14 protein-coding genes are annotated in these 17,217 nt (G+C 70.3%); 4 read left to right on the top strand and 10 right to left on the bottom strand.

Translation table 11 applies throughout. The features are described from left to right. Nucleotides 1–26: 26 nt before the first annotated feature. Nucleotides 27–1,730: an ABC transporter ATP-binding protein gene (locus tag ACFY2Q_RS18280; protein ID WP_387131678.1), complete on the top strand. Its 1,704-nt coding sequence runs from the start codon at nt 27–29 to the stop codon at nt 1,728–1,730. A gap of 89 nt (nt 1,731–1,819) precedes the next feature. On the opposite strand, the gene ACFY2Q_RS18275 is transcribed toward ACFY2Q_RS18280, so the two are convergent. The 5 genes from ACFY2Q_RS18275 to ACFY2Q_RS18255 are packed head-to-tail and all read right to left on the bottom strand — an operon-like array spanning nt 1,820 to nt 6,848. Then, nucleotides 1,820–2,749, bottom strand: a complete 930-nt coding sequence (locus ACFY2Q_RS18275) for a carbohydrate ABC transporter permease (protein ID WP_387131565.1) — start codon at nt 2,747–2,749, stop codon at nt 1,820–1,822. Further along, entirely contained in the window at nt 2,749–3,657 is a 909-nt protein-coding gene (locus ACFY2Q_RS18270) for a carbohydrate ABC transporter permease (protein ID WP_387131562.1), read from the bottom strand. The genes ACFY2Q_RS18275 and ACFY2Q_RS18270 overlap by 1 nt, the downstream gene beginning before the upstream one ends. Before the next feature lie 18 nt (nt 3,658–3,675). Then, complete coding sequence (ngcE, locus tag ACFY2Q_RS18265) at nt 3,676–5,112, bottom strand: N-acetylglucosamine/diacetylchitobiose ABC transporter substrate-binding protein (protein WP_387131560.1); 1,437 nt, start codon at nt 5,110–5,112, stop codon at nt 3,676–3,678. A 27-nt stretch (nt 5,113–5,139) separates the two neighbouring features. After that, nucleotides 5,140–5,889 carry a sugar isomerase domain-containing protein gene (locus ACFY2Q_RS18260; protein WP_387131557.1) on the bottom strand — a complete coding sequence of 250 codons (750 nt, stop codon included), beginning with the start codon at nt 5,887–5,889 and terminating at the stop codon, nt 5,140–5,142. Continuing rightward, on the bottom strand, nt 5,886–6,848 hold the full coding sequence (locus ACFY2Q_RS18255; RefSeq protein WP_387131555.1) for a MurR/RpiR family transcriptional regulator: 963 nt from the start codon (nt 6,846–6,848) through the stop codon (nt 5,886–5,888). The genes ACFY2Q_RS18260 and ACFY2Q_RS18255 overlap by 4 nt, the downstream gene beginning before the upstream one ends. Nucleotides 6,849–7,040: 192 nt before the next feature. Here ACFY2Q_RS18255 and ACFY2Q_RS18250 point away from each other — a divergent pair, with 192 nt between their 5' ends. Then, entirely contained in the window at nt 7,041–8,027 is a 987-nt protein-coding gene (locus ACFY2Q_RS18250) for an N-acetylglucosamine kinase (RefSeq protein ID WP_387131553.1), read from the top strand. Nucleotides 8,028–8,389: 362 nt separating this feature from the next. Here ACFY2Q_RS18250 and ACFY2Q_RS18245 read toward each other — a convergent pair whose 3' ends face one another. The 3 genes from ACFY2Q_RS18245 to ngcE (ACFY2Q_RS18235) are packed head-to-tail and all read right to left on the bottom strand — an operon-like array spanning nt 8,390 to nt 11,667. Next, nucleotides 8,390–9,289: a carbohydrate ABC transporter permease gene (locus ACFY2Q_RS18245; protein ID WP_387131550.1), complete on the bottom strand. Its 900-nt coding sequence runs from the start codon at nt 9,287–9,289 to the stop codon at nt 8,390–8,392. Further along, nucleotides 9,286–10,194, bottom strand: a complete 909-nt coding sequence (locus ACFY2Q_RS18240) for a carbohydrate ABC transporter permease (protein WP_387131548.1) — start codon at nt 10,192–10,194, stop codon at nt 9,286–9,288. The genes ACFY2Q_RS18245 and ACFY2Q_RS18240 overlap by 4 nt, the downstream gene beginning before the upstream one ends. A 60-nt stretch (nt 10,195–10,254) precedes the next feature. Then, nucleotides 10,255–11,667, bottom strand: a complete 1,413-nt coding sequence (gene ngcE / locus ACFY2Q_RS18235; RefSeq protein WP_387131545.1) for an N-acetylglucosamine/diacetylchitobiose ABC transporter substrate-binding protein — start codon at nt 11,665–11,667, stop codon at nt 10,255–10,257. A 200-nt stretch (nt 11,668–11,867) separates the two neighbouring features. Here ngcE (ACFY2Q_RS18235) and ACFY2Q_RS18230 point away from each other — a divergent pair, with 200 nt between their 5' ends. Next, nucleotides 11,868–13,322, top strand: a complete 1,455-nt coding sequence (locus tag ACFY2Q_RS18230; RefSeq protein WP_387131542.1) for an acyltransferase — start codon at nt 11,868–11,870, stop codon at nt 13,320–13,322. Here the strand turns inward: ACFY2Q_RS18230 and ACFY2Q_RS18225 are convergent. Together ACFY2Q_RS18225 and ACFY2Q_RS18220 are read right to left on the bottom strand one after the other, a co-directional pair. Next, nucleotides 13,294–14,781, bottom strand: coding sequence for a CoA-acylating methylmalonate-semialdehyde dehydrogenase (locus ACFY2Q_RS18225; protein ID WP_387131539.1), 1,488 nt, complete (start codon nt 14,779–14,781; stop codon nt 13,294–13,296). The genes ACFY2Q_RS18230 and ACFY2Q_RS18225 overlap by 29 nt on opposite strands. Beyond that, complete coding sequence (locus tag ACFY2Q_RS18220) at nt 14,778–16,076, bottom strand: aspartate aminotransferase family protein (protein WP_387131537.1); 1,299 nt, start codon at nt 16,074–16,076, stop codon at nt 14,778–14,780. The genes ACFY2Q_RS18225 and ACFY2Q_RS18220 overlap by 4 nt, the downstream gene beginning before the upstream one ends. A 171-nt stretch (nt 16,077–16,247) precedes the next feature. Between ACFY2Q_RS18220 and ACFY2Q_RS18215 the strand changes: the two genes are divergently transcribed. Continuing rightward, nucleotides 16,248–17,213, top strand: coding sequence for a hypothetical protein (locus ACFY2Q_RS18215; RefSeq protein ID WP_387131535.1), 966 nt, complete (start codon nt 16,248–16,250; stop codon nt 17,211–17,213). Nucleotides 17,214–17,217: the final 4 nt, after the last annotated feature.

The following is a 17,217-nucleotide window of genomic DNA, read 5'->3' as shown; positions in this document are numbered from 1 at the left end:
GCACCGTACGCCGGGCGTTGCGGGACATGATCAGCAGACATCGGCGGGCCGTCGGGATCGTGCTGGCGCTGCACTGCGCCGCAGCGGTCGCCGGCCTCGCCCCGCCGTGGCTGCTCGGCACGATCGTCGACCGGGTCTCGGCCGGCGCGGGCGTGGCCACTGTGGACCGTCTCGCGCTGGCCATCGCCGTTTGCGTCCTGGTCAGCGCGTTGCTTTCCCGGTACGCCCAGTACGCCGGCCACCGGTTCGGTGAGCGGGCCATCGCCGAACTGCGCGAGGAGTTCGTCGGCAGGACACTCGGGCTGCCCGTCTCGGTCGTCGAGCGGGCCGGCTCCGGGGACCTGGCTACCCGCAGCTCGGTCGACGTGGCGACGGTCGGGACCACAGTCCGTGACGTGGTGCCCACAATGGTCATCGCCTCGGTGCAGTTGACGTTGCTGTTCGGGGCGGTGTTCCTGCTGCATCCGCTGCTCGGGCTGGCAGCGCTGGCCGGGCTGCCGTCGATCGTCGCGGTGACCCGCTGGTACCTGCGGCGGGCCAGCTCGGCGTACCTCGCCGAGGGTGCGCAGTCGGCCGAGCTGACCGAGACGCTCACCACCACCGCCGAGGGTGCCCGGACCGTGGAGGCGCTGCGGCTGACCGACCACCGGATCGGCCACGGCACCACACGCATCGCCCTGGTGTGGCAGGCCCGGCGGGCCACCCTCGCGCTGCGCACCGTGTTCTTCTCGGTCGTGGAGGCCAGCTATCCGCTGCCGATCGCCCTGGTGCTGCTCGTCGGCGGATACCTGCTCACCCGGGACATGGTCTCGCTCGGCGCGGTGGTCGCGGCCGCGCTCTACCTGCAACAGGCGATCGAGCCGCTGGACCGGCTGTTGCAGTGGACGGAGCAGGCGCAACGTGGCTTCGCGTCGTACGCCCGGGTGCTCGGCGTCGGCCTGGTAACGCCCGAGCCCGCCGGCACGACTGTCACGTCGCGTGGTGAGCGGCTCGTGGTGCGTGGCGCGCGGTTCTCCTACACCGGCGGGCAGGACGTGCTGCACGGCATCGACCTGGACGTGCGGCCCGGCGAGCGGCTCGCCGTGGTCGGTCCGTCGGGTGCCGGCAAGTCCACCCTGGCCCGGCTGCTCGCCGGGATCGACGCACCACGGCAGGGCGTCGTCAGCATCGGCGGTTGCCCCGTCACCGACCTCGACCCCGCCGAGCGGCGTCGCCGGATCGCCCTGGTCACCCAGGAGCACCACGTCTTCATCGGCTCGGTGCGCGACAACCTCGCCTTCGCCGCACCCGACGCCTGCGACGAGCAGATGCGAGCCGCGCTCAGCACCGTGGGCGCCGACTGGTACGCGCAACTGCCCGAAGGGTTGGACACCGCGCTCGGCGACGGCGCGCGGCAACTCGGTGCGGCCGAGGCCCAGCAGTTGGCGCTGGCCCGGCTGGTGCTCGCCGACCCGCACACCCTCATCCTGGACGAGGCGACCGCCGCGCTCGATCCGACCACCGCCCGTCGTACCGAACGGGCGCTGGCCGCCGTGCTCGCCGGTCGGACCGTCATCGCTATCGCGCACCGGCTCAACACCGCGCACGACGCCGACCGGGTCGCCGTGCTGGCCGACGGCCGGATCACCGAGATCGGCAGCCACGACGAACTAGTGGCTGCCGACGGGGCGTACGCGGCGCTCTGGCACTCGTGGCACACCCGAGCCGAGGAACGCCAACCCCCGAGGTGAAAGGAAGGGCCCCTTGTTGACACCTCGCCCGTGGGGGGTGTCAACAAGGGGCCCTTCCTATACATCAGGCGTTAATGAGGTGCCCTTCCTTACTTCACGGCGCCGGAGGTGAGGCCGGCTTGGATCTGCCGTTGGAACACCGCGTACACGATGATCATCGGGAGGATGGCGATTGTGAGCGCCGCGAACAGCCCGGACCAGTCCGCCTCGTAGCCGGCGTTTACCGAGATGTCGGCGATGCCCTGGGTGAGCACCCACTTGTCCTTGGCGTTGGACAGCAGCACCAGGGGAAGTTGGTACTGCGCCCACTGACCGATGATGTTGAAGATCGCCACGCTGATCAGGCCAGGCTTCGCCATCGGCATCATGACCTGGAAGAAAAGCCGGGTGTGCCCGCAGCCGTCGATCATCCCCGCCTCGGCCACCGACGACGGCAGCGTCTTGAAGAACGCGGCCAGGAAGAACACCGTGAACGGCAACGAGTACGCGATGTAGACGAGCACCACCCCGGTGTGGGTGTCCAACAGACCCAGATTGCGCACCACGAAGAAGAGCGGCACCAGGGCCAGGAAGACCGGGAACGCCAACCCGGACACGAAGAGGTAGTAGATCGCCCGGTTGCCCCAGAACTTGTACCGGGCCAGGACGTACGCCGCCATCGAACCGAGCAGCATGGTGCCGAACGTGCTGAAGCCGACGACTATGACGCTGTTGAGGAAGTACCGGCCGACGTTCGCCTTGGTCCAGGCCCGACCGAAGTTCTCCCAGCGTAGCTCCCCGGGGAGCGTCCACGGGCTGCTGAAGATCTCGCTTGTGTTCTTGAACGCGGCGAGGAACGTCCAGAGGATCGGCACGATCACGATCACCGCCCAGACGGCGAGCGCGATGTGCCCCATGCCGGCCAGGAGGCGTACCTCCGAGCGGGGGCCTTTGCTCCCCCGCCGGCCGGTCGCGTCCGGGTCGCCGGTCTTCGGCGGTAGCGCCGCCGGTGTCGGCGGCAGCGTCGACTGCGGGTTCATCAGTACTCCACGCTTTCCCGCTTGGTGAGCCGCAGCGTCAGCGCCGCGAACGTGATGGTGAGGAAGAACAGCGCCACGCCCATCGCGGAGGCGTAGCCGTACTTCGAGTAGACGAACGCGTTCCGGTAGATCTCCATGGCCAGGACTGTGGTGGCGCCGTCCGGGCCGCCACTGTCCACCGAGAGCACCGCGACGATGGCGAACGCGTCGAACGCCGCGATGCCCAGGTAGACCCAGGCCACCTGGAGGGTGTCCCAGAGCAGCGGCAGGGTGACCCGGAAGAACAGGGTCACCTTGCTCGCGCCGTCCATCTCCGCGGCCTCGTAGATCTCACCTGGGATGGAGGCCATCCCGGCCGAGAACAGCACCACGTAGAAGCCGACGGCCTGCCACACGAGCACCGCGATGATCGACCAGAGGGCCAGGTTCGGCTTGACGAGGAAGAGGATCGGCTCCATGCCGAACTTCATGAGTACGCCGTTGATCAGGCCGGACTCGTTCGGCCGGTACACCATCTGGAACAGAACAGCGATGATGGCCACCGCCAGGACCTGGGGGAAGAAGAACACCACCCGGTAGAACTTCGCCCCCCAGACCCCCTGGCGTTGACCACCGCTGCTCTTGCCGCCCACGTTGAGCAGGAAAGAGAAGAACAACGCGATGGCGATGGTGATCAGCGGCAGGGCAAGCAGCAGTACGCCGTGGTGTTGGACCGCCTTCAGGAAGCTGCCGTCGTCGAGCAGCCTCCGATAGTTGTCGAAGCCCACCCACTGCGGAGCCGACAGGCCCCGCCAGTTGGTCATCGAGATCTGGAACGCCTGCGCGTACGGCGCGATGACGAAGACCACGTACAGCGTGACCGGGGCGAACAGGAATCCGATCACGAATGGATACTTGCCGTGCCGCATGACCCTAGCTCCGATCGATCAGCGCTTGAACTTGGCGACCGAGCTGTCCTTCTTGATCGCGTCGGCCTTCTTCTGGATCCGCTCCACGAAGGCGTCCGCATTGATCCGGCCGAACATCAGCTCGTTGGTGGCGGTCCGCGCCTCCGTGTCGAGCTCCTTGTACCAGCCGTCGAAGTACAGGTTGAACACGTCCTGACCGGCCGCCTTGAGCGCGGCCTGCGAGCTTGCCACACCGGGCGGGAAGGCGAAGCCCTCCGAGCCGGCGGTGACCACGGTCGGGGCCTTGACCACCTCGGTGAAGCCCTTCGCGCCCGCCGTGGACAGCATCTGGCGCATGTACTCCAGGCCGCCCTTGGGGTTCTTGCTCTTCGCCGAGACGAAGTAGCCCTCACCAGCGGTGGCGCGCAGCGCGGTGGCCGGCATCTTGTCCGACGCGGTCAGGCTCGGCACCGGCATGAGCTGGTAGTCGAAGCCGGGCGGGGTGTCCTGCTTCTGCTCGCCCTCCAGCCAGTCACCGCTGGGGTACAGGGCCAGCTTGTACTGGTTCTGCCGCAGCTGCACGTCGGTGTGCTTGAGCCCTTCGAAGCTCTTGTCGCTGAACTTCGCGCCGACCTCGGCCCACGCGGTGGCAGCCTGCTTGACCGCGTCCTGCTTCCAGGCGCCGTCCTCCAGGTTGTCGATGTTCTTGAGTACGTCCGTGCCGCCGATCTTGGCGGCCTGGGTGAGGATCACGTTCCACTGGTAGTAGGCCGCGTTCGAGCCGGCGTACCCGTAGGGCGTGACGCCCTTGGCCTTGATGGCTGTGAGCAGGGCGATGAAGTCGTCCCAGGTCTTGGCCGGCGCCCAGCCGTTGTCCTTGAACAGCTTGGCGGAGTACCAGATGCCGAAGACGGTGGAGACGTAGTACAGGACGTACGGCTTGCCGTTGAACGAGCCCGCCTCGACGGTGCCGGGCACCACTGTGTCGCGGACCTTCTTGGCCGGGTCGTCGACCGAGGGGGCGTCCCACAGCTCGGTGAGGTCGTGCAGCTGACCGTCGGCGACGAGCGCGCCGAAGTCCATCAGCTTCTCGCCCGAGTTGTTGACGAACTCCGGCGGGTTGCCGGACGCGAAGCGCGGCTGGAGCACAGTGGAGACGGCCTGCGTGGCCTGGTGCTTGACCTCCGCCTTGGGGAACGCCTTCTTGTAGAGCGGCTCGTGCACGTCGGTGGCGTACTTCTCGCCGTAGCCGCCGTTGAAGATGATCACCTCGATCGGGGCGTCCTCCTTGACGCCCAGCGGGTTGGCGGCGCTCTTGGTGCCCTCGGCGACCTGCTCGTTCTTCTCGTCGCCGCCGCTCGTGGCGCAGGCGCTGAGCAGGCCGATGGCCGGAGTGGCGAGCAGACCCACGGCGGCGGCGCGACGCAGCACAGTGCGACGGTCGAGTGCTGCCGGGTGCTCGGGGGTAATCGACATCGTCGTCTCTCCTTGTGGAATTTCGGGTCAGGCGGTGCGCCGGAGACGCCCGGCGTACCGCGACTCGAGGGCGAGGTTGTGCTCGTCCCCACCGGGGACGTTGGCGGAGAGGTAGATAGGGGGTACCTCCCCGGCCTGGTGGAACCGTCGTACGACCTCCGCGGTCAGCAGCTGCGCCAGCAGCGCCGTGGTGACCGAGGAGACCGCACAGACCGCGCCGCCGCCCTCGAGCGGCAGCAGTGCATCGCCGTACGGCGCGCCGTTGTCCAGGACGACGTCGGCGAGGTCGGCGAGTCGGTGACCGGACGGGTGCCGTGGGGCGACCCGTGCGGTGTGTTCGACGGAGGTGACCGCGATCAACGGGTGACCGCGCTCGGTGACCAGCGCCGCCAGCTCGACGACCGAGCCGTTGATGCCGGACTGGGACGCCACCACGAACACGTCGCGCGGCTGCGGCGCCGCGAGGGCGTAGATCTGGTGGGCGATCGAGGGGTCGCGCTCCAGCTTGGGATCGGTGAGTACGTCGCGCGGGGCGTCGCCGTGCACCACCAGGTCGCGTACCGAGAGACGGTTGGTGGGGACCAGCCCGCCGGCTCGGGCGACCAGCTCGGCGGCGAACCCCTCGGAGTGCCCTGCGCCGAACGCCTGGAGCACGCCGCCGGCACGCAGGCTGTCGGCGATCAGGTCGGCGGCCCTGGTGATCCCGTCGGCCTCGGAGTCGAGCAGCCTGTCGAGCACCGGGCGGACCGCGTCCGCGTACCCCTGGGCACTGATCATGAAGTGGCTCCCTTCGCGGCCTTGTGGCCGTCGACGGCCTGCGCGGTGCGCCGGAAGGCCGCGTGGGCGCGGTCGTGGGTGCGCTGGGCCACGGCGATGTAGAGCAGGTCGAGCACCACCAGCTGGGGGTGGCGGGCGGAGAGCGCGTCCGGCCGGAAGGTGGTGGCCTGACTGGCGGTGAGCAGCACGATGTCGGCCAGCTCGGCAAGCGGCGAGCGGGGGAAGCCGGTGAGGGCGAGCGTCGTGGCGCCCCGGCTGCCCGCCTCGGCGAGCATCTCGATTGTCTCCCGCGTCTGTCCGGTGTGGGAGATGCCGAGCGCCACGTCTCCGGCGCGCAGCAGCGCCGCGCTGGCCAGCCCTTCGTGCACGTCGTTCCACGCCCAGGCGGCCACCCCGATGCGGTGCAGGCTGAACTGCATCTCCTCGCCCACAAGCGCGCTGCCGCTGGCGCCGAAGATGTTCACCCGGTTGGCGCCGGCGATCGCCACCGCGGCCCGTTCCACCTCGACGAGGTCGAGCAGCGCGGCGGTGTCGTGCATGGCCCGGGTGTCGGCGGCCATGATCTGGTCGAGGACCCGCGCGAGGGGGTCGCCCGGCTGGATCTCACGGCCGATGTCGACGGTCCAGCCGGCGGAGCGGGCCCGGCCGGTTTCGGAGGCGATGCCGAGTCGCAGGTCGGCGTAGCCCTCGAAGCCCATGGCCCGGCAGAAGCGGGTGATGGTGGCCGGCGAAGTGCCGCTGCGCTCGGCGAGTTCGACGATTGTGGATCGGGCGGCAGCCTCCGGGTCGCTCAGCACGTGCTCGGCGACACGGCGCAGCGCGCCGGTCAGCTCGCCGAGGCCGTTGCGGACCCGGGCCAGCACCCCGTCCGAGGCGGATCCGAGCGTGCCGCGCCTGTCGAACACGTCGGCATCGACCACCGCGGTCCCCGCAGTGGTGTCCACCTCGTGTTCACTCATCGACGCCTCACCTTTTCGAAAAGACTGTTAACTGTTAGTGGTAAAAGTTCTTACTGAACGCCCCCCTGTGTCAAGACCGTGGGCGAAGTTTTCAAACTGTTACCTGGCGCACTCGCCGGGTCTTGCTCCGCGCGACGGCGCCGACCAGCATGAACGGGCCCGTCGCCGCGAAACGCAAGGAGGGCCGTGCCGATGTCCGACACCGTCGTGGTCGGTCTCGACGTCGGCGGTACGTCCACTCGGGCGACCGCCCTGACCCTCACCGGCGTACGCCTCGGCACCGGTCGCGGCGGCGGTGGCAACCCCACAAGCCACGGTGCCGAACGAGCCGCCGCCGAACTGCTGACCGCGCTGCGCGGGGCACTCGCCGACGTCGACCCAGCCCGGGTCGCCGCCGGCACCATCGGGCTCGCCGGAGCCGCCCGGCTGCTTGCCGACCCCGCCGGACGGGCCGCCTTCGACAGAGCCTGGCACGACGCAGGCCTGCGCTGCCCGTACGCCGTGCACGGCGACGCCCTCGTCGCGTACGCCTCCGGCACCGCCGACCCCGACGGGACGGTGCTCATCGCCGGCACCGGGGCCATCACCGCCCACGTCCGCGACCTGAGGCTGGACCGCGTCGCCGACGGCCACGGCTGGCTGCTCGGCGACGCCGGATCGGGCTTCTGGCTCGGCCGCGAAGCCGTCCGCCGACTCCTCGCCGACCTGGATTCCGGCCACACCCTCGGCAGACTGACCACTGCCGTGCTCACCGAACTGATGGGCAGCGCCGACATCGCCGCCCGCCCACGGGACACAGTGGACGCCACCATCCAGGCGGTGACCCGCCGGCCACCTGTCGACCTGGCCCGGCTGGCGCCGCTTGTCGTCACCGCCGCCACCGAGGGCGAGCCGGTGGCCACAGCCCTCATCGCCGAGGCCGCCGCGCACCTGGTTCAGAGCGTCGGTCGCATCCGCGCGGCCGGCGCCGACACCCCGCTCGTGCTCGGCGGCGGACTGCTCACCGGAGACACCCCGCTCGCCGCCGCCGTCCGGGTCGAGATCGGCCAACAGTGGCCGCACGCGCCGTTACGCACCGCCGGCGACGGAGCCGCCGCCGCAGCCTGGCTGGCCGCCCGCGACCTGGCCGAGGTCACCGACCCGGCCGCCCTGCACGCCCGCCTCTTCCCCACCCCCTGACCGCCCGCCGCCACCCCGCGCCTCCGCCCCGCGCCTCCCCCGCCCGCCGACGCCCTGCGCCGCCCCCTGCCCCTGCGTGTCCGCGCCCTGCGTGTCCTAAGATCCGCGCAACTTCGGTGAAGTTGCTGCCTCACCGCGTTGCGAGGCAGCAACTTCACCGAAAGCGCGCGGATCTTGGGAAGCGAAGGCAGGCCCGCCGACTGCCGTGCGCACCGCGATCGGGCGGTGATTGGGATCGGTCGGCAGTGGACAGGGCGGCAGGCGCCGAGCGACGGGCAGCGGCAGCGGCAGCGGCAGCGGCAGCGGCAGCGGCAGCGGCAGCGAGCAGCGGCGACGGGCAGCGAACAGCCGGGCGGGTCGGGCTACTTGAGTTGACCGGCGGTCAGGCCGGCCTGGACCTGACGTTGGAAGGCCACGTAGACGGCGAGCACCGGCAGCACCGCGATGCTCAGCCCGGCGAAGAGCCGCGCGTAGTCGCCGGCGTAGCCCTGGCTCACCGACAGGGCGAACAGCCCCTGGGCGAGCACCCACTTGGACTCGTCGCCCTGCATCAGCACCTGCGGCAGCAGGAACTGGTTCCAGTGGCTGAGGAAGTTGAAGATCGCGACACTGATCAATCCCGGACGCGCCATCGGCAGCATCACCCGGAAGAAGAGCCGGAAGTGACCGCAGCCGTCGACCATGGCGGCCTCCGCCACCGACGTGGGCAGGGTCCGGAAGAACGCGGTCAGGAAGAACACGGTGAACGGCAGTGAGTACGCCGAGTACACCAGGATCAGGCCGGTCCAGGTGCCGAAGAGACCGGCGTTGCGGACCACGAAGAAGAGCGGCACCAGGGCGAGGAACACCGGGAACATCAGCCCGCCCACGAACAGGTAGTAGATGATCTGGCGGCCCCGGAACTCGTACCGGGCGAAGACGTACGCGGCGGTGGCGCCCATCAGCATGGTGAGGCTCACCGAGCCGGCGACCACCACGAGGCTGTTGAGGAAGTACCTGCCGATGTGCGCGCCGGTCCAGGCCCGCGCCCAGTTGTCCCAGTGCAGCGCCCCGGGCAGCCCCCACGGGTCGGCCAGGATCTCGCCGTTGCTCTTGAACGAGCTGAGGAACATCCACAGCAGCGGCAGGACGGTGAGCAGGCCCCAGAGCACCAGGAAGCCGTGCGAGAGGGCGTTGGCGACGCCGAGTTCCCGGCGCACCGGGCGGTCCCGGCCGACGGTCAGCGTCGGCGCGGGGACGGTGGGGCGATCCACAGTGGTCACGAGTACTCGATCCGTTCACGCCGGCCGACCCGCAGCGACAGCACCGCCACCGAGAGGGTCAGGAAGAACATCACCACGCCTATCGCGGAGGCGTAGCCGAACTTGGTCTCGCTGCCGAAGGCGGTGTCGTACATCCGTACGCCTATGACGTCGGTGGAGAAGTTCGGCCCGCCGTTCGTCATCAACTGCACGAGGATGAACCCGTCGAGGGCGAAGATGGCCAGGTAGACCCAGGCGACCTGGACGGTGTCCCAGAGCAGCGGCAGGGTGACCCGGCGCAGGGTGGTGAGCCGGGACGCGCCGTCGAGCAGCACCGCCTCGTAGATCTCCTTCGGCACTGCTGACATCGCGGCGCCGAACAGCACCACGTAGAAGCCGACGTTGCTCCACACCATCACCGCCAGCACGCACCAGAACGCGGTGGCCGGGTCGCCGAGCCAGGTCGGCGCGGGCAGGCCGATCCCGTGCAGGGCGGCGGTGAGCAGCCCCTTGTTCGGGTGGTACACCTCCTTCCAGAGCAGCGCGATGATCACCACGGAGAGCACCTGCGGGAAGAAGTACACGGTGCGGTAGAGCGCGCCGCCGCGTACGCCTGTGACTCCGGCGCGGCCCTTGCGCCCGCCCATGGCGAGCATGGTGGCGAAGAAGAGCCCGAGCACGATCGTCAGCACCGGCACCAAGCCCAGCAGGATCGCGTTGTTCTTCAACGCGTTCCACACGTAGTCGTCGTGCCACAGGGTCTTGAAGTTCGCCAGACCGACCTGGTTGGCGTCGGCCGAGTAGCCGAGCCAGTCGGTGGTGGAGATCTGGAACGCCTGCAGGTACGGCGAGACCACGAATATGACGTAGAGCAGCACCGGCGGCACCAGGAAGGTGACGATCAGCGGCCACTTGCCATGTCTCACGGTGAGGACCTTTCCCAGTGTGCGGCCGGTGAGGGTGGAGGTCCCCCACCGGCCGGGCGATCAGGCCGCTCGCTTGTACTTCTTGATCGAGCTGTCCTGGGCGATGGAGTCGGCGCCCTTCTGGCACTGGTCGAGGAACTCCGCCGGGCCGATCCGGCCGCTGAAGAACTCGCCACACGCGGCGTCGACGAGGTTGCGTTCCAGCTTGCGGTAGTAGTTGTTGTAGACCCAGTTGAAGCCGTTGGCGCCGGACGCGTCGAGCGCCTTGACCACTGTGGTCAACCCGTACGGCAGCTCGACGCCCTCGGTGGCGCCGGCGACCACGGTGAGGCTTGCGACCTTCTTGGTGAAGTCCTGTGCGCCCTTGCGGGACAGCATGGTCCGGAAGTATTCAAGGCCACCGGCGACGTTGCGGGCCTTGGCCGGCACCATGAACGGCTCACCCGCGGTGCCCCGGATCGCCTCGTACGGCAACTTGTCGCCGCTGCCCAGGCTCGGCGTCGGCGCAATGGTCATGTTGAAGCCGGCCGGTGTGACGTCCTTCTGCTCGCTCTCCAGCCACGAGCCGCAGGAGATGAACGCGGCCTTGCCCTGGCACCAGGCGGTCTGTGACTGCTTGTGGTCGAGGCCGGCGGAGCCCTCCAGGATGAACTTGTCCTTGACGATCTGGTGCCACGCGTCGGCGGCGGTCTTCATCGAGTCGGACTTCCAGGCATTCGGCTCCAGGTTGTCGATGGCGGTCGCCACCGACGGGCCGCCGAGCTTGATGGCGGTGGCGATCAGCGGCCAGCTCATGTAGCGGGGGTGCAGTCCGGCGTACGTCCAGGGGGCGATGCCGGCGGCCTTGATCTGCTTGCAGAGGGCGATGTGGTCGTCCCAGGTCTTGGCGTACTCCCACCTGCGCTCGCTGAGAAGCTTCTCGGAGTACCAGATGCCGTACGCGGTGTAGGTGTAGTTGAGCACCAGGAACGCGCCGTCGTACGACCCGACCTCGACCGCCCCGGGCAGCAGTGTGTCCTTGACCGTCTTGCCGGGCACGTCGAGGCTCGGCGCGGCAAGCAGCTCGCCGAGGTCGGCGATGGCGTTCTGGCTGACCAGGCCGTTGAAGTCGATCTGGCCGGCGCCGGAGTTGTTGACCACGTCCGGCGGCGTGCCGTCGACGAAGCGGGGCTGGAGGGTCTTGCTGATCTCCTGCGTGGCGGAGTGCTTGATCTTCGCCTTCGGGTACTTCTCGGTGTACATGGCCTCGTGGGCCTTGGCGTACTCCTCACCGAACCCGCCGCCGAAGATCACCACCTCGAGCGGAGCGTCCTCCTTGACGCCGAGCGGGTTCTGCTCGCTCTTGGTGCCCTTGTAGGCGGCGGTGTCGTCGTTGTCGCCGCCGCCGGTGGCGCAGCCGGCGAGCAGGCCGGCTGCGGGGGTGGCCAGCAGGCCGGCGGCGGCGGTGCGCCGCAGGATGTCACGCCTGTTCATGAGGTCTCCTCGGTTCGGGTCGGGCGGTCGCCGGGTCATGGGGGAAGGCGTCCGTCTCGCGAGGCACGGAGGGTTGTTGCTTGTCTTCACATAGCGCAAAGTTGCTGAAGAATTTCTACGGCAGCGGCGCGTGGACTTCAACCCCCGACGGCCGAACCGTTATCACCACCGGCCAACAGCAGGTCGAATAGCCTGAGGCGATGGGCCGCCTGCGCCAGTTCGCCGAGCGCACCCCGCCCGGCCGGGAGCGGTACGTCGACCTACTCCGCGCGCTCGCCATCACCATGGTCGTTCTCGGACACTGGGGCATCGCAGTGGTCGTACGCGACGACGCCGGCCTGCCCACCGGGCACTCCGCGCTCGGCAGCCTGCCGTGGGCGTACCCGCTGACCTGGGTGGCCCAGGTGATGCCGGTCTTCTTCCTGGTCGGCGGCTATGCCAACGCGGCCTCGCTGACCTCACTGCGCGCCCGGGGCGGGGACGCCGCCGGCTGGCTGCTCGACCGCAGCGCCCGCCTGGTCCGCCCCACAAGCGTGCTGGTGCTTGTCCTCAGCGGCGCCGCCGCGCTGGCCCGGCTGCTCGACACCGACCCCACCCGAATCCGCGAGGTGGTCTGGTTCGCCACCATCCCGCTCTGGTTCCTGGTCGCCTACCTCGCGGTGGTCGCGCTCACCCCGCCGATGTACGCGCTGCACCGCCGCTTCGGCCTGGCCGCCCCGCTGGTGCTCGTCGCCCTGGTGGCCCTCGGTGACCTGGGCCGACTGACCGGGCCCGTGGCGCTGAGCTTCGGCAACTACCTGTTCGGCTGGCTGGCGATACACCAGCTCGGCTTCGCCTGGTACGACACCCGGCGAGTGTCGCCGCCCGCCGCCGGGCAGTCGACCCCGCCGGAAGCCGGGCCGACGACCGAAGCCGGGCCGACGACCGCGCCAACGGCCGGGCCGTCGGCTCACGACCGTCCGGGAGTACGCCGACGACGGCTGCCGACCTCTCGCCGGGCCGGCGTGGTGTTTCTGGTCGGCGGGTTGGCCGCGCTGCTGCTGCTCACCGTGCCCGGCCCCTGGCCGGTGGCCATGCTCAACGTGCCCGGCGAGAGGCTTGACAACGCCGGGCCGCCCAGCCTCGCGCTGCTGGCCGTCGCCGCCGCCCAACTCGGCCTCATCCTGCTGCTGCGCGGCCCCGCGGAGCGCCTGCTGCGCCGCATCGGCCCATGGTCGCTGGTGATCGGGGTCAACCTGGTGGTGCTCACCGTCTTCCTCTGGCACCTGACCGCCGCGATCCTGCTGATCGGGCTCCTCGACGTGACGGGGACCCTGCCCACACCTGTGGTCGGCTCGACGGCCTGGTGGTTGTGGCGGGTGCCGTGGCTGCTGCTGCTCGCGATCGTCCTGGCCGTGCTGGTGGCCATCTTCGGGCCTGTGGAGGCTCGCAGCAGCAGGCACCGCACCGGGCGCCGGGCCGGCCGGGGCACCACGACCCGCACGGTGCTGACCGTTGTCGGCTACGCCGCCGTGGTTGTCGCCCTGATGCTCAACAGCGCGACACCGAAACTCGCCTCGGAGCCGCTCGGAATGCCCGCCCCGGCGCTGCTGGCGTACCTGGCCGGGGCGAGCCTGCTGCGACTGCTCAGGTCTGGGTGGGGAACCCGAGGTTGACCCCGCCGTGGCGCGGGTCCAGCCAGCGGCTGGTGACGACCTTGCCCCGGGTGAAGAAGCGCACCCCGTCCTCGCCGTGCGCGTGCAGGTCACCGAAGAGCGACGACTTCCAGCCGCCGAACGAGTGGTACGCCATCGGCACCGGGATCGGCACGTTGATCCCGACCATGCCGACCTCCACCTCGTGCTGGTAGCGCCGGGCGGCGCCGCCGTCGTTTGTGAAGATCGCGGTGCCGTTGCCGTACGGGCTGGCGTTTACCAGATCGACAGCCTCGTCGTACGAGCCGACCCGGACGACGCTCAGCACCGGCCCGAAGATCTCGTCGGTGTAGATCGACATCTGCGGGGTCACCCGGTCGAACAGGGTCGGGCCGAGCCAGAAGCCGTCCGGGTCGCCGTCGGGCGCCACGTCCCGGCCGTCGACGACCGGCACCGCTCCGGCGGTCACCCCGGCGTCCACGTAGGAGCGCACCTTCGCCGCGTGCGCGGCGGTGACAAGCGGACCCATGTCGCAGCCCCGCCGGCCGTCGCCGATGCGCAGCCCGGCCATCCGCGCGGCGATCCGCTCGACGAGCGAGTCCGCGACCGGCTCCACCGCCACCAGCACCGAGATGGCCATGCACCGCTCCCCCGCCGAGCCGAACCCGGCGTTGACGGCAGCGTCGGCGGCCAGGTCCAGGTCGGCGTCGGGGAGCACCACCATGTGGTTCTTCGCCCCACCGAGCGCCTGCACCCGTTTACCGGCGGCGGTGCCGCGCTGGTAGACGTACCTGGCGATCGGGGTGGAGCCGACGAACGACACCGACCGCACCTCCGGGTGGTCCAGCAGCGCGTCGACGGCCTCCTTGTCACCGTTGACCACGTTCAGCACCCCGTCGGGTAGGCCCGCCTCGGCGAACCACTCGGCGAGCAGCAGCGCCGCGCTCGGGTCCTTCTCGCTCGGCTTGAGCACCACCGCGTTGCCGCAGGCCACCGCCACCGGCACGAACCACAGCGGCACCATCACCGGGAAGTTGAACGGGGAGATCACCGCGACCACACCGAGCGGCTGCCGGATCGTGTACGAGTCGACCTCGGTGGACACGTTCTCGCTGAACGCGCCGCGCAGCGCCGACGGCAGGCCGCAGGCGTACTCGATGACCTCCAGGCCGCGCTGCACCTCGCCGGCGGCGTCGGCGAGGACCTTGCCGTGCTCGGCGGTGATCACCTCGGCGAGCCGCTCCCGGCGGGCGTGCACCAACTCGCGGAAGGCGAACAGCACCGCCGACCGCTTCGCCAGCGACGCGTCCCGCCAGGCGCGGGCCGCGCGGGCGGCGGCCTGCACCGCGACGTCGACGTCCGCGGCCGAGGCCAGCTCCACCTCGGCGGTACGTCGACCCGTGGCCGGATCGAACACGTCACCACGTCGCTCGGACGTGCCACCCACCCGCTTGCCGTCGATGAAGTGCCCGATGCTCATGCCGCCACCCCCGCCGACGAGCGGATCGCGTCGACGAGGATCGCCAGGCCCTCGCGGGCCTCATCCTCGGTGAGCGTCAACGGTGGACCCATCCGCAGGACGTTGCCGTACAGGCCGCCCTTGCCGGCGAGGAGGCCCCCGGCACGGCAGGCCTCGAAGACCTGGTTGGTAAGCGCCGGGTCCGGTTCGCTGGTGCCCGGTCGGACGAACTCGACGCCGAGCATCAGCCCCTTTCCGCGTACCTCCGCGACGCAGTCGAGACCGCCCACCGCGGACCGCAGGCCGTCGGCGAGGATCGCGCCGACGCGGGCCGCGTTCGCCTGGAGGTCGTGCGCGATCAGGTAGTCGAGCACCGCGTTGCCGGCCGCCGTCGAGATCGGGTTGCCGCCGAACGTGGAGAAGCTGATCCCCGGCACCGCCTCAAGAACCTCGGCCCGACCGACCACGCCAGCCAGCGCGAAGCCGTTGCCGACTCCCTTGGCGAAGGTGAGCAGATCCGGGGTGACGCCGTGCGCCTGGTAGCCCCAGAAGTGCTCCCCGGTGCGCCCCCAACCGGTCTGCACCTCGTCGGCGATGAACAGGATGCCGTGCTCGTCGAGGACCTTCTTCCAGCCCGCGAAGAGCCCGTCCGGCGGGTGCACGAAACCACCAACGCCCTGGATCGGCTCGGCGATCAACGCGGCCACGTCACCGGAGGTCTGGGTGGCCAGCACCTCGCGCAGGTCGTCCACCGCCGCGTCGACCTGCTCGCCGGCGCTCAGCCGGGACAGCAGACCGCGTACCCGGTCAGCCGAGTGCAGCCAGGCCACCTGGAGCGGGTTGAGGGCGCTGGCCGACCAGGTGCGGTTGCCGGTGACGCCCATCGCCGCGTACGACCGGCCGTGGTAGCTGTTGCGCACGGCCAGGATCTGGTGCGAGCGGCGGAAGTTGGTGGCCACCAGCAGCGCCGCCTCGTTCGCCTCGGTGCCCGAGTTGGTGAAGAACACCCGCGCGTCGGGGATGCCGGACCGCTGCGCGATCTTCTCGGCCAACTCGACCTGCTGCCGGATCAGATAGAGCGTCGAGGTGTGCGCGATGCCTGTGGCGAGCTGACGCTCGACCGCCTCCCGGATCTCCGGAATGTCGTAACCGATCATGTTGGTCAGCACACCGCCGAAGAAGTCGAGGTAGCTGCGCCCCTGGGCGTCGGTGACCCGGCGACCCGAGCCGGAGACCAGCTCGATCGGCTCGGCGTAGTACAGCGGCATCCAGGACGGCAGCACGGCCCGGTGCCGTGCCAGCAGGTCATCGGTCATCGGGGCACCCTTCAGCGGCGTACGTGGATACCGCACGCTCCCACCGCCGGCCGCCATGGACAACTGCCACTGTGTAGCGCAGCGGACGCGCGCACCTGACAGTGCGTCAGGGGCGCGCGGTCCCGCGCCGGGCAGCGGCCGCCTACGACGCGGCGCCGGTACGATCCGGCGGTGCCCGAACTGCCCGTACCGCTGCCCGGCGGTGCGCCGGGCGAGCCCACCGCCGGCATCGCCGCATGGGTGTGCGCGGATCCGGTCCGCCGCCTGGTCGCCCGTTTCGGCGGCACCTGGCCCGACGGCGACCTCACCGACGTGCTCCGCTTTCTCGACGAGTTCTCCGCCCGCCACTGGGACTTCCGGGGTGGCCGGGAGCGGCCCGACGCCCGGGAACCCGACCTCGACCCTGCCACTGCCGAGCTGGTGCTTGCCTCGGCCGCCGCGCTCGGGCTGATCCGCCCGGCACGGCCAGCCCGCGACGCGTACGCCCACCTGGTGGTGCTCGGCGGCTTGGCGCACGCCTGCGTGCGTCGCGTCGCCTACGCCGCGCACCTGCTGCGTGCGGGGCTGACCGTGGAGGGCGAGGTGGCCGTGCTGGGCAGCTTCCGGCCGTTGTCGGACTGGGAACGCGCGACACTGGCCGACGCGGGCCTACCCGCCGACGGCACCGAGGTGGACGTGCTGGACACGGCCGTGCGCCGGGTGTTCGGTGTGGCCGACCCGGCGGAGCACGACGGAATCGACGCCGGACACCCGCACCACTCCTGGTCGTCGCGGACCTACCGGCCGGCGAGTCTGCCACCGGTGCGGGTGCTCGCCGCGCCGTCCAGCGAACCGCATCGGCGGCGGGCGCACACCGCCGACACGCAGCGGTTCTGGGCCGGGCACGCGCGGCTCGCCGCGGGCGACGAGGTGCTGATGGTCACCGCGCCGATCTACGTGCCGTTCCAGCACTGCGACGCGCTGCGCACCCTGGCGATCCCGTACGGCTGTCAGATCGACACCGTCGGGGTGGACCCGGCGCTTACCGACTTGGCGGCGCTACCCGAGCAGACCCTCACGCCGGGGCGTTACCTCCAGGAGATCCGCTCGGCGATCCGCTCGATGCGCGCCCTGCACGCCGGGCTTCACACGCGCTGACCTG

The organism is Micromonospora sp. NPDC000316 (genome assembly GCF_042898885.1).
In the GTDB taxonomy this organism is placed as follows: Bacteria; Actinomycetota; Actinomycetes; order Mycobacteriales; family Micromonosporaceae; genus Micromonospora.
Note: the sequence above shows the minus strand (reverse complement) of the source record. Positions and strands in the feature narration are given on the sequence as shown.